This is a genomic window from Paenibacillus sp. SN-8-1, assembly GCF_050995535.1.
In the GTDB taxonomy this organism is placed as follows: Bacteria; Bacillota; Bacilli; order Paenibacillales; family Paenibacillaceae; genus Fontibacillus.
Window position 1 is genome coordinate 4,354,461 of record NZ_CP194782.1, and the last position, 12,144, is coordinate 4,366,604.

Consider the following 12,144-nt stretch of genomic DNA (forward strand, 5'->3'; position numbering starts at 1 on the left):
TATAGAATATGGGCAACAGACAACTGACAACACACAACGCTCAACAGCTGGCACATAACAGATAAACAAGAAGGAGGTCTTCAGAATATGAGCATCGCAAAAGCATTGACCATCGCCGGCTCCGACAGCGGCGGCGGGGCAGGAATCCAGGCGGATATCAAGACTTTCCAGGAGCTTGGTGTCTACGGCATGTCCGCCCTTACAGCGGTCACCGCACAGAATACACTGGGCGTGCAGGGGGTCTATCCTCTTGAACCCGAGGCGGTTGCACGCCAATTAGACTCAATTGGCGAGGATCTAAGGCCGGATGCGGTCAAGACGGGCATGCTGTTCAGCCCGGAGATTGTCCGCATCGTGGCGGACAAAGCCGCGCAGTACGAGTGGAAGAACCTTGTGGTTGACCCGGTGATGATTGCCAAGGGCGGAGCCCCTCTTCTACAGCAGGAAGCCGTACGAACCGTGGTTCGTCATCTGCTGCCGCTAGCGCTCGTTGTCACTCCCAATATTCCCGAGGCGGAGCTGCTTGCGGATATGAAGATCACAACCCTGCAGCAGCGGGAGGAAGCGGCAAGAAGGCTTACACAGACAGGCACCCGTTATGTGGTCATTAAAGGCGGACATGCCGCTGAATCAGAGCCTGCGGTTGACGTTCTCTTCGACGGGCATGACTTTATCTACCTGGAGAGCCCGCGGATTCCTACACGGCATACGCACGGGACTGGCTGTACCTTCTCGGCTGCGGTTGCGGCAGGACTGGCACAAGGACACACGGTCACGGGCGCGATTCGTACCGCGAAGCTGTTCATTCAGGCAGCCATTGAGGATGGCCTGCATATTGGCGGGGGACATGGGCCTACTAATCATTTCGCCTATCAGCAAAGAAAGCGGGGTGCGGGAGATGGCGGACAATAACCGGATTTCTTCCTCAGCAATACGGAATCTGCTCAAGGTCTACTTCATCACAGGCAGTGTGAACTGCCGTCTTAGTCCTACCGAAGTGCTGTCAGAGGCGCTTGCCGGGGGGATTACGTTATTTCAATTCAGAGAGAAAGGGAAAGGAGCCTTAACAGGACGCGGGAAGTTCGAACTGGCTCAGAACCTGATGCAGCTGTGCCGGGCACACGGTGTACCTTTTATCGTGAACGATGACCTGGAGCTCGCAATAGCTCTGGATGCGGATGGAATTCATGTAGGCCAGGATGATACTCCAGCCGGCATGATCCGCCGCAGACTCGGGGCGGGCAAGATCATCGGGGTCTCCGTCCATACCCTGCAAGAAGCACAGCAGGCCACCCAAGACGGCGCGGATTATCTGGGCGTTGGCCCAGTCTACCCGACCTCCTCGAAGGAAGATGCCCAGCCTGTGAACGGAACGCGGTTAATCGAGGACCTGCGATTGCAGGGCATAGATATCCCCTTGGTCGGCATTGGAGGCATCACGCTCTCCAATGCCGCGCCGATCATTGCCGCTGGTGCGGACGGCATCTCGCTGATCTCCGCCATTGCGCAAGCAGATCAGATCAGCGAAGCGGCGCGGGGATTTGTGAAGACAGTGGAAGAAGGATTGCGGCTGCGAGGATAAGACGGTTTATTTTACAGCGATATAGATCTGTACTACCGCATCGTCAGGACTCATATTACGCGCGTCATACAGCTCGTAATCCCCGGTGTACGCCCGCTGCTCCTCGGAGTTCTGAAAGTATGACCAGATCCGGCCCCAGGCCTCTACCACAACCTCATTTACCGGCCCCCGGTTCGAGGTGAACACCATGTACTTAGCCGCTGGTACAACTGCTTCTTCCAGTCCACTGAGGTCCGCGGATTCACTGCTGCTCAGCTCATGGCCGATCAGAAGCGTATAGGCTCCAGAAGCGTCGCTCTCATAATCCGTATACAGGGCATAAGTCAAATGGGGATTCTCTGCGTGAATCCGCTCTGCGATCGAGCTCTTGAAGTAGGCATCCCACAGCCCCGGTATTTGGCCGTTAGGCCCGGCCTCCTGGCTGTTGGTGGTTCGGCAGCTGATCCCCGCCAGTCTAAGCTCATGTCCGTGTATGTATTCTTGACTCATCTCTCATCCTCTTTTCCATTGATTTAAATTCATTCTACCTCGGAAAAGTGGACATCTGTGTGTCCGGGTTCGGATATAGGTTGAGAATTCTTTGAACCCGGCTGCGGATTTCCTGCGCGGCCTCGATCGGCTGCTCGATACGAACCTGCTCACCAAAGCTGAGGATCATCCCATAGAACCAATCATCTACCGGATATGAGCCCTCCATCCTTATCGTTCCATCGGGAAGCTGCGTAATCAGCTCAGGAGCAAACATATCCTGAACCCGATACCGAACTTCGGGACTGAAGATCAACACCACTTCCCGTTCGGTATGTCGGGACCATTCCTGATCCCATTCATAGCGATCCAGCGAAGGCGTCTCCCGAGGTACAAACAATTCTTCCAGCAGCTCAAGGTCTTGGATACGGGTTAAGCGGAACATCCGAAATTCACTCCTCAGTCTGCAGAAAGCATGCAGATACCATAAGTGCCCTTTCAGAATCAGGGAACAGGGCTCTACAATCCGCTCGGTCTGTGCTCCATGCATATTACTATACCTGAACCTGATCAATTGCAAACTCTCTATAGCCGACTTCAGCAGGCTGACCTTCGTCTTGGCGCCGGGACCCTGCCCCCAAGGATTGAAGTCAAATACCATCCGGGTGCCATGACCGGACGCCTGCAGATCAGACCTGCTGAGCAGAGTCTGCACCTTCTCCAGCAGATTGTCGATGTTCTTGTCCTCGAAGGCAGTCCCCATACCCTTAATGGCAGCAACAACGGAAGTTATCTCATCCAGTGTAAGGAACTGGCGATGAATCGTATAATGCTCCATGATCTCAAAGCCACCTGTTGTTCCCTGATGTGCGGCAACAGGGATTCCAGCTTGGCTTAACGTATCCATGTCCCGGTAAATGGTCTTGGTCGAGACTTCGAACCTGTCCGCAAGCTCAGCAGCACTGACTCGTCCACGGTTCAGCAGCAGCACGGTTATAGCCAGCAAACGGTCTATTTTCATAGCAATCCTCCTCTATTCCCGCGTTCGATGGTTGGATCTATTTGGGGATTGAAATCTTACTGGTTTCATTTCTACTTTACTTCAGGTTTTTAGTGCGGAGCAATCTTGAATAGACATCCATAACCCTGAAAGAGAGGGCTCCGCGCAGCCCGGAATATGTACTCTAACCTCATTTTGCATCGAAATGACATTGTTCCAAATTTTGCTACTCCAGCCTCAAGACCTATTTACCAAATCATTCTAGAATTCAATAGATATGTTCCACAGAAGAAAGGAACGATAAATTACATAATCGGAGGAATCACTTTTTGAGAAAACTATCATTCTTTATTGCCATTATCATGTTTGGCGCCATGTTGTCCGCTTGTTCCGCCAGTTCATCCACCGTGGATCGAGGGGCTGCGGGCGTTACGCCGGGCGAGAGCAAAAAAATCGAGAAATACAATGCGTATGTGGGGCTCAATAACTTGATGACGGGCCGAATCAATGAGGTTCTGGTTCATTATTTCGAGAAATTCGGAGCTGAAGAGCAGCCTGTAATCGAGAAGAACCTCAGCTTCATCATGCTCGGCGTTGCAGAAACTGAGCGGGAAGTTATTGATAAAGCAAGCAGTTATACCGCAAGCCAGCCTGCCTTTGCGAATGTCGATCCAGTAGTGATCCAACTGACACCGGTCATCAAGGATCTGTTGTCCGTCCTGGACAATATGAAAGCCTACTATGATAGTAAAGGCTACGTGGATGATAATTTTGCAAAAGGAAAACAGCTGCATGCCAAGCTAGTAAGTGCCAATACCGCTTACGAGACTGTCGCCAAACAATACTTCACCGCTTTGCAAAAATTGGATAACGAGCAGCGTCAGGCTGAACTGCAAAAACTCAAGAATTCAGATCAGCAGATCAGGTATAATGCCCTGAAGTTCATGATTGATGCCGAGGCTACGGCCATAGAAATGGATGAGCAGGGAATCACCGCCCGCAATGTGCTGAAGCTTGATATGGAGAAGTTTAAAGCCAAATACGACATTATGACTGAAGACTTGAATGCGCTGTTAACAATCGCAAAGGACAAAAAACGAATACAAACAGAAGGGTTTAACAGCTTCAGTATCCAGAACTATGTTGATTCAGCCACTGAGGCAAAAGCGGCCGCATCGAAAATCATTGAACGCATCCATAAGAAGCAGCCTGTATCTGATTCTGACCTCAATGGCCAGTTCCTGAATACTACGGACGGTACACCTGAGAACTTCTATTATCAGCTAAGCAAGGCAGTAGAAAGATATAATGAAATGAATTAAGCCTATCTATATAAGTTGATCTACTGATTTACATGCTAGTCAGCCGTATGAAATGTTCTTACGATCGCTGTTGTTCTCAGACTTCTTAATTGATTTTTTGATGGTAGAAGTCTAATCACAAAGCATATGCTTCCGATTTAGCTTTCTTTCAGAATCATTTCACACTCTTGCCTACAGGATTCTTAAATTCAACATATATAATGATCGCTCTTTCATAATGGGTCTCGCTAACGAATAAGCCTTATCCGCGTTCCATTCGCGGATAAGGCTTGTTGCGTCCTTGAGCATGCCGTGGGGTACTACCACAGCTTTTAGTCTTAGAGTCTTTGCTGTTCGCAGCAGTGAAGGCTCTATTTAATTTATGCAGACAAGTTCAATATCTTTGCTTCAATACTACCAGCTGTCTTAGAGTGAATTGACAAGACCCGCTATGATTGGTTTGTCCATTAGCCACACACCACATGGGTCAAGGAAGTTTTAGAAATCCATGTCATCTCTAGGTGAGACCTAGCCTACCGTAACCGGGCCCTGGTCCTTCTTGATCTGCTTACTTCTAAGCTGTCCGCAGGCTGCATCAATATCGGTGCCATGCTCTAACCGCACACTGACGCTGACATTCTGCTTCTTGAGCGTATCGTAGAACGCACGAATCGTCTCCCGCTCCGGACGCTGATATTGACTGTGCTCGTCAACCGGATTGTAAGGAATCAGGTTCACATTCGCCAGACTGCGGCGGTCACCGATCAGCTCAGCCAGTTCAAGCGCGTGCTCTCTCTGGTCATTGATGTCCTTAAGCATGATATATTCCAGTGTGATTCTGCGGTTGGTCCGCTCCAGATAGTAGTCAATGGCCTCCATCAGCTGCTCAATCGGAATGGCCCGGTTGATCTTCATAATCCGGGAACGAATCTCATTGTTCGGCGCATGCAGAGAGATGGCCAGATTCACACGCAGATCGGTATCTGCGAATTCCTTGATCTTGTCCGCCAGTCCGCTGGTGGATACGGTGATATGTCTCGCCGCAATTGCAAGCCCCTTCTGATCCTTCACAACTTGAATGAAATTCACCATGTTCGTGAAATTGTCGAACGGCTCGCCAATCCCCATTACCACGATATGGCTGACCCGTTCGCCCTGCCCTGCAGCATCCAGATGCAGCTGGACCTTCATAATCTGCTCTACAACTTCTCCGCCGGATAAATCCCGGCTCTTCTTCAGCAACCCGCTCGCACAGAAGCTGCACCCGATATTACAGCCCACCTGCGTTGTTACACATACCGACAGACCGAACTTATGCCTCATCAGCACAGTCTCAATCAGATTCCCATCCTGCAGTCTGAACAGGAACTTGATCGTCCCGTCCTTGGACTCCTGCTTCACATGCTCGGTCAGCGTCTGAATGACGAAGTGGTCCGCAAGCAGCTGAACGCACTCGGGATTCACCTCCGTCATCTCCGCGAAGTCCGTTACCCGCTTCACATAGAGGTATTCCCATACTTGGGAAGCTCGGAACTTACGATGCCCGCGCTCTTCGAGCCAAGCGGTCAGCTGCTCAAACGTCAAGCCATATATAGTTACTTTATTCATAATTATTGATCCTCTTTCCAAACGCTTGAATTCTGTCTTTCTTCTCTAGAACTACGGCTCGCGCAGTCTATATTATTGTCCCAGACTTTATTTGTGAACACAAGGGCTCCGGCATGATTTCCAGAAAAGTTACGTCCTGAGAACCGGGTTTACCCTCCGTTTACAAAATAGGCGCGGCTTAGCTGATATCCGACCATTCCATCGCTTCTCCCGTGAATAAATTAACTATATAGTATCTGTCCTTGATACAGGGAAGCGAGGTCACGTATGGCACACTCATATACCCAAAAAGAAATACACCGGATTACCCGACGCTTCGGGCTGATTCCGCTAAAGGCCGTACCTGTATCCTCCTTATACCGCAGGAATGCTGTGTTTCAGGTGACAACCGGCACCGGTACCTATGCCCTGAAGCCCTTCAAACGGAGCGAGGCGTCCAGTTCCAATACAATTCAGCAAATAAAAACTACTATACGCCACGTCAAACTTCTTACGAGCAAGAAGTACGCGCATATGCCCCGGTGGGTCCGCACGCGTAACGGCCGATTCTGGATAGAGGTTAAAGGAACTCCCTTCTATATGACTGAATGGATTCAGGGACGAGGAATGGGAGTGGCCCAGGATTATACAGCACTTGGTCGCGCACTGGCAGGCCTGCATCTCGTCCCACTAGCCTCCTCTCCAAAACATAACTCGTCTATCCTTAGCTATATCCCCGGTTGGAAGGCCAGTGCCGGCAGCTTTAAGAAGTATATGTCTGACGAGATCCGTAAGAAAGGCCGTCACTCCGAATGGTACCAGTCACATGGCCCGGCTTGTAACCGTTTGTCCAAGCAAGCCTGGGCCTATTTCAAGCGGCCATCCATGGAGAAGCTTATAGTGAAGGACGCACGTCGTCCCTCCCTGGTTCACAGCGATATTACCTCACTTAATGTGGTCATCTCGGAGAGCGGTCATTTGTATATCATTGACTGGGATCGGGTAAAGGTTGGCTCAAGTTATCTAGACATGGCTAAAGCGCTCAGGAATACATGTCAGTACAATCCTGAATTCATTCGGTCATTCCTCCTCGGCTATGAACAAGTCCGCCCGCTGTCTAGATCTGAACGCAGACTAATCACCCTGTTGTTCAGCCTTCCCCAAGAAGCTTGGAACGGCGCACGATTCCCCAACCGTGCTAAGAATCGGGAGATGCTGGACATTTTTGTAAGAACATGGCCTGAGCGTAAGCAGGCTATCCGGACACTGCAGAAGTGGTCCCATTTCTAATCCCGGATCACGCCTTCTTGTTACATGCCAAAAAAGACGGGAGCTTAGCGCCCGTCTTTTCCATTGGACAGCCTCTCTATTCAAAGGAGAAACGTCCTGTTTATGAGCTTTGTATAACCGCAGCAATCAGGATAGCCCAGCCCGCCAGGAACGCAAGCCCGCCAAGCGGCGTAATCGCGCCAAGCTTTCTGATGCCTGATAGACTCAGAGCATACAGACTTCCTGAGAATAGGATAATCCCCGCGAACAGGAACCAGCCAGCAAGGACTACCTGCGCGGATCCATTCATTTGGCCTGCAAGCACTCCGAGCAGCAATAATCCGACACCATGAATCAGGTGATACTGAATTCCCGTCTGATACACCTTCATCATATCCTCAGACAGCTTCTCCTTCAGCGCATGTGCGCCAAAAGCACCCAGAGCAACCGCAAGGAACATCATAATTCCACCGAGCAGCAGCAGTGTATTCATGTACAACAACACCTCCCAAGACAGATATTACCGGGTCCATCCAGGACCGTCAATTTAAAGAAACCAGAGGGTCTATGTATGACTTGATAGAGTCATGCTCCTCATGAGGTTCTTATTGAAGTCTCTCGATTCGCAAGAATAATTCTGATAGTCATAGAAGTAAGCCGGCATCGACAACATAGTATTTTTGCTTTTTAAGTCGCTTTGTGCAAACGTTTCCATTTTTATTTAGAAAAATTTTCCGAAAAAGTGTTTATTTTTGGAATAATTAGTGGTATTTTTACTTTGTAGTATATAAAAAATATAGGAGATGGTAGAAAAATGGTAAAAGGAATGAAGAAGTATCTATCAGGGTTGGCTTTTTTAGCGATTTTTGCGCTAACGTTTGCACAATCCGCATTTGCAAGTGAGCAACCGGCTCAATTGATTTCAGCCAATCTGTATGCTTACAAGTATGGGTATTTGTCGTTCAGCGGTAATGTCGAAGTAAGCAACCTGGACTATCAAAAAAAGGTAACTATCCATTATACTCCTGGTAACGGCCAATGGTACGATACGCCTGCTTCCTATCAAGGTCCGACAGACTCTACACATGAGAAGTGGAACTTCGCAGTTTCCACCTACAGCGGGGACACTACGAACCCTCAGCTCCAAAATGCCCAAACTGTTCAATTCGCAATCAAGTATGAAACTGGTGGCCAAACGTACTGGGATAATAATAACGGACAGAACTATTCCGTCAGCCGTTATAATTTGAGCTCAACCATTCTTGGTAAGCCGAACGTCCTTAAAGCTTTTGACTCTCTGTCCCAGAACACCTTCTCAGGCGGTGTATACGTTAAGAACCTCGACTACACCAAAACCGTTAAAGTCCGTTACACTACAGATAACTGGAATACAACCAAAGAAGGCACCGCTACCTACTATGCGCCAGCGAACTCCGATGGCAGCGTACAAGAATGGCACTTTAGCTTTAACAATATTGACTCCAGTGTGTCCCAAATTAAATACGCTATCTCTTACACTGTAAATGGACAAACCTATTGGGATAACAATTATGGCAGCAACTACACAGTTAACAAATAATCTGTAATAAACATACGTACGTAACTTATAATCGCCTTCCGGCTGCCTCCTTGGCATATCGGAGGGCGATTTCCATGTTATTTCAAGGAATTTCCAGCCAAGCTTATTCTCTGCTGCCCCCTGTCTTATTCGTGTTATGGTAAAATAAGGTGTGAAATATAGTTAAACGGGGTGTCCGGATGCGTCAAAAGATCGTTATCGCCGGAGGAACCGGCTTTATAGGCCAGTATCTTCAAGAGAAGTTCCAAAGTCTTGGCAAGGAAGTCCTCATCATATCGAGACAGCCTCATCATATTTCCTGGAGCGATCTCCCGGGGATTACGAATGCCTTGGACAACTCCGAAATGCTGATCAATCTTGCCGGGAAGTCTGTGAATTGCCGGTATAATCAAAGGAACAAGGAAGCGATTATGAACTCCAGAACGGAGACGACACAGATTCTGGGCAATGCCCTTCTGGCATGCCAGAACCCGCCTTCGCTGTGGTTGAACTCCAGCACCGCCACGATATATAGGCATGCTGAAGATCGTCCTATGACAGAGGAGGACGGTGAGATCGGTTCAGGATTCTCTGTGGAGGTAGCCAAAGCCTGGGAGAACTCCTTCTTCTCGTTCAAGCTGCCGCGAACCCGCCAGGCGGCCTTACGAATCGCCATTGTCCTTGGAGCGGATGGCGGCGTCATGACCCCCTATCAGAATCTGGTCCGCTTCGGACTCGGTGGCATTCAAGGATCAGGCCGACAGAAATTCAGCTGGATTCATATAGAGGATTTATTCCGTATTATACTGTTCCTCCAAGAAAGGAAAGATTTAAGTGGGGTATTCAACTGCTCTTCCCCTTATCCAGTAACCAATCAGGAGCTGATGCGTCAGCTGCGAACCGCCATGAACCGGGGGTTCGGGCTCCCTGCTGCGAAATGGATGCTGGAGATTGGCGCCCTGCTCCTGGGCACGGAGACCGAGCTTATTGTGAAGAGCCGCTGGGTTATTCCGGAGCGGCTTAAGAGAGAAGGGTTTGAATTTCATTTTGCCAAACTGGAGAGCACTCTTCAGGACATATTACGTTAACTCAAGCTGCCCTATGCCTGCGTACTCTAATGTACAGATCACTAGTATTCATAACTCTAGGTTTCGTATGTACCACTAGGCTCGCATCGCCAGGCTTCAATAACTCCCACTCTACCAATCTCTATAACTTATCAGCTGACAAAAAAATGGCTAATCCCCTACCACAATTGGGGCTTAGCCACCATTAACCATAACATAATTAATAAAATTACAAGATACATCCATACCGAACGGGTAAGCTGCTGTACCAGCCTATTCTTATCGTGGTCAGGCTCCGCAAATTTCCGAAGCTTCGGTGAGAAAGCACGAGCCAGAAATACAATAGAGCCGGCCATAACTAGAAGGGTCGCGACAATCCACGAGGTATCCCACGCGTAACCCGCGGTATATGCCAGCAGGATACCGGATACCACCAGGACATGTCCCATATGCTTAACCAGCCGGGTCGATGACCGGAACATCTGGATGTAGGTACCCAGCTCTGGCCATTCCGCCGCCCGCATCCTCCTTACCATGGAGATAAGAACGAAGAAAGGCCCAATGGAGGCAATGGCACTGAGTATATGAATATAAAGAAGCAGCTTATACAATAGATCCACGTTGGCTGTTAGTCCTGAACGGGGCTGAACTCGTGAACCCACACCCGCATCTGCGGCAGCCAAGGCATTCCTGGGTGATAGGACAGAATTGAATTCTTATATTCCTCCACGGTTGCAAATCCCTCTTGAACGGCATGTTCGTCTGTTAATTCGCCGAGAGTCTGTGAATAGACCTTATTGACGATAAAGCTCCGGCCTTCAAGCGTCATAATCTCACCGACATCGGCATAACGGCCGTTACGGCGAGTAGCGGTCTTGTGCCCTGCAAGAACCTTGTCAATATCCGGCTGCTGTGTAATCAGGCGGTCTATCGTGCATGATTTCGGTGGCAGTGCATCATGATTGGTATGTTCCATATTGAAAACCTCCCTATAGTTGCTTACACAACCCACTTTAACATAAATTAACAACGAAATCACACAAGTAAGACCACCCCTAAAGGGATGGCCTTACTTGTGTTACATGCGTACGAATGAGGCTGGTCTAATCCCGGCTGAACACCTTGGCAAGCAGGCGAAGCATCTCGACATACAGCCACACGAGTGTGACCACCAGCCCAAACGCCCCGTACCACTCCATATACTTGGGAGCACCCTGCTCGGCTCCTTGTTCAATGAAATCGAAATCCAGCACCAGATTAAGCGCCGCAACGATCACGATCACAATGGAAATTCCGATTCCGATCAGACTGTTGTCGTGCAGATAAGGAATGGTAATGCCGAAAAAGCCCAGGATGAAGCTAAGCAGGTATACTAGGAAAATTCCGCCCGTAGCCGCGATCACGCCAAGCTTGAAGTTCTCGGTTGCCTTAATGAGCCTGGTCTTGTAAGCCACAAGCAGGGCAATGAATACCCCCATGGTCAGCAGCGCCGCCTGCAGGGTAATCCCATTATACAGCGTCTCGTACCGTGCTGAGAGTCCGCCAAGGAGCATCCCTTCACCGATCGCATAGATGGGCACCAGATAAGGCGCTGTGGTGGGCACGAAGCTGATAATCAAGGCCAGAAACACTGCAACGATAGCCCCTCCCACCATCAACGGTACAGCATCACGCCCGCTGAAATACATGGACCACGTCCCAAATGCCCCGCCTAATAACATCACCAGTGTAATTATGGTTTTGTTCACGGTACCGTCGATCGTCATCTGATTCTGTCCGGAATAATGCCCGCTTCGTTCAAAAGCCTTGTCATTCAATGTTGGGTTGCCACTGCGCCCGATCAAGGATCATCACCTCTTGGTTAATTTGTCCTAATTCTAATACACATTATGCCCGAACCCCCTATTTTTCCTGCCAAGCAAAGACATGCTCTATGTCTATGCGGCTCTCCCCCAGTTATGTTGACAGCGCACAAAATTTTCTTGAAAAGGCCTTTATAGATCCTATAGGCCTATAAATAAACATGGCAGCCGGTCTGGATTGAAGCATAAGAATAAGGGCACAAATAAAGCCGGCTGCTAGGTGCGGCCGGCTGTCATTATTAACAAGCTCCGTCCAAATGAGGACGGGTATTATTTAGAAGAAGAGGCAATCTCATTACATGCGGTTACACAGGACTTCGCCAGTGAACAGCTCGCGCATTTGCCTTTCTTTGTTTTGCGTATATAGGAGGTTAATGTCCAGCCTGCGTATCCAAAAATAGCTGCGCCAATCACAATACTCGCTACCATGGTATATCACTTCCCTTTGCC

Annotated in this window: 14 protein-coding genes; 6 read left to right on the plus strand and 8 right to left on the minus strand. The window is 49.3% G+C overall.

What is annotated here, in order from left to right; translation table 11 throughout:
- Nucleotides 1–87 precede the first annotated feature (87 nt).
- Together thiD and thiE are read left to right on the plus strand one after the other, a co-directional pair.
- Nucleotides 88–912, plus strand: a complete 825-nt coding sequence (gene thiD / locus ACRRNK_RS21325; protein ID WP_433944594.1) for a bifunctional hydroxymethylpyrimidine kinase/phosphomethylpyrimidine kinase — start codon at nt 88–90, stop codon at nt 910–912.
- Nucleotides 899–1,582 carry a thiamine phosphate synthase gene (gene thiE / locus ACRRNK_RS21330; RefSeq protein ID WP_433944595.1) on the plus strand — a complete coding sequence of 228 codons (684 nt, stop codon included), beginning with the start codon at nt 899–901 and terminating at the stop codon, nt 1,580–1,582. The genes thiD and thiE overlap by 14 nt, the downstream gene beginning before the upstream one ends.
- Nucleotides 1,583–1,588: 6 nt before the next feature.
- On the opposite strand, the gene ACRRNK_RS21335 is transcribed toward thiE, so the two are convergent.
- Together ACRRNK_RS21335 and ACRRNK_RS21340 are read right to left on the minus strand one after the other, a co-directional pair.
- Entirely contained in the window at nt 1,589–2,071 is a 483-nt protein-coding gene (locus ACRRNK_RS21335) for a GyrI-like domain-containing protein (protein ID WP_433944596.1), read from the minus strand.
- 34 nt (nt 2,072–2,105) lie between these two features.
- Nucleotides 2,106–3,071, minus strand: coding sequence for a helix-turn-helix transcriptional regulator (locus ACRRNK_RS21340; protein ID WP_433944597.1), 966 nt, complete (start codon nt 3,069–3,071; stop codon nt 2,106–2,108).
- Between the two features lie 308 nt (nt 3,072–3,379).
- Here ACRRNK_RS21340 and ACRRNK_RS21345 point away from each other — a divergent pair, with 308 nt between their 5' ends.
- On the plus strand, nt 3,380–4,372 hold the full coding sequence (locus tag ACRRNK_RS21345) for a YiiG family protein (protein WP_433944598.1): 993 nt from the start codon (nt 3,380–3,382) through the stop codon (nt 4,370–4,372).
- 507 nt (nt 4,373–4,879) lie between these two features.
- On the opposite strand, the gene rlmN is transcribed toward ACRRNK_RS21345, so the two are convergent.
- Nucleotides 4,880–5,959, minus strand: a complete 1,080-nt coding sequence (gene rlmN, locus ACRRNK_RS21350; RefSeq protein ID WP_433944599.1) for a 23S rRNA (adenine(2503)-C(2))-methyltransferase RlmN — start codon at nt 5,957–5,959, stop codon at nt 4,880–4,882.
- Between the two features lie 267 nt (nt 5,960–6,226).
- Between rlmN and ACRRNK_RS21355 the strand changes: the two genes are divergently transcribed.
- Nucleotides 6,227–7,228, plus strand: coding sequence for a phosphotransferase (locus ACRRNK_RS21355; protein ID WP_433944600.1), 1,002 nt, complete (start codon nt 6,227–6,229; stop codon nt 7,226–7,228).
- A gap of 100 nt (nt 7,229–7,328) precedes the next feature.
- Here the strand turns inward: ACRRNK_RS21355 and ACRRNK_RS21360 are convergent, their stop codons facing one another.
- Nucleotides 7,329–7,700 (minus strand): DUF423 domain-containing protein, encoded by a 372-nt coding sequence (locus tag ACRRNK_RS21360; protein WP_433944601.1) that lies wholly within the window; start codon nt 7,698–7,700, stop codon nt 7,329–7,331.
- Between the two features lie 321 nt (nt 7,701–8,021).
- On the opposite strand from ACRRNK_RS21360, the gene ACRRNK_RS21365 reads away from it, so the two are divergent.
- Nucleotides 8,022–8,786: a hypothetical protein gene (locus ACRRNK_RS21365; RefSeq protein WP_433944602.1), complete on the plus strand. Its 765-nt coding sequence runs from the start codon at nt 8,022–8,024 to the stop codon at nt 8,784–8,786.
- A 179-nt stretch (nt 8,787–8,965) separates the two neighbouring features.
- Complete coding sequence (locus tag ACRRNK_RS21370; protein ID WP_433944603.1) at nt 8,966–9,853, plus strand: TIGR01777 family oxidoreductase; 888 nt, start codon at nt 8,966–8,968, stop codon at nt 9,851–9,853.
- Nucleotides 9,854–10,011: 158 nt separating this feature from the next.
- On the opposite strand, the gene ACRRNK_RS21375 is transcribed toward ACRRNK_RS21370, so the two are convergent.
- The 4 genes from ACRRNK_RS21375 to ACRRNK_RS21390 all read right to left on the minus strand — a co-directional run bounded on the left by ACRRNK_RS21375 (nt 10,012) and on the right by ACRRNK_RS21390 (nt 12,123).
- A complete protein-coding gene (locus tag ACRRNK_RS21375) occupies nt 10,012–10,494 on the minus strand; it encodes a DUF2269 family protein (RefSeq protein ID WP_433944604.1) in 483 nt (160 codons plus the stop codon).
- Complete coding sequence (locus ACRRNK_RS21380; protein ID WP_433944605.1) at nt 10,461–10,808, minus strand: ASCH domain-containing protein; 348 nt, start codon at nt 10,806–10,808, stop codon at nt 10,461–10,463. The genes ACRRNK_RS21375 and ACRRNK_RS21380 overlap by 34 nt, the downstream gene beginning before the upstream one ends.
- Nucleotides 10,809–10,935: 127 nt before the next feature.
- Nucleotides 10,936–11,676, minus strand: coding sequence for a Bax inhibitor-1/YccA family protein (locus tag ACRRNK_RS21385; RefSeq protein WP_433944606.1), 741 nt, complete (start codon nt 11,674–11,676; stop codon nt 10,936–10,938).
- 288 nt (nt 11,677–11,964) lie between these two features.
- Nucleotides 11,965–12,123: a FeoB-associated Cys-rich membrane protein gene (locus tag ACRRNK_RS21390; RefSeq protein WP_433944607.1), complete on the minus strand. Its 159-nt coding sequence runs from the start codon at nt 12,121–12,123 to the stop codon at nt 11,965–11,967.
- Nucleotides 12,124–12,144 lie beyond the last annotated feature (21 nt).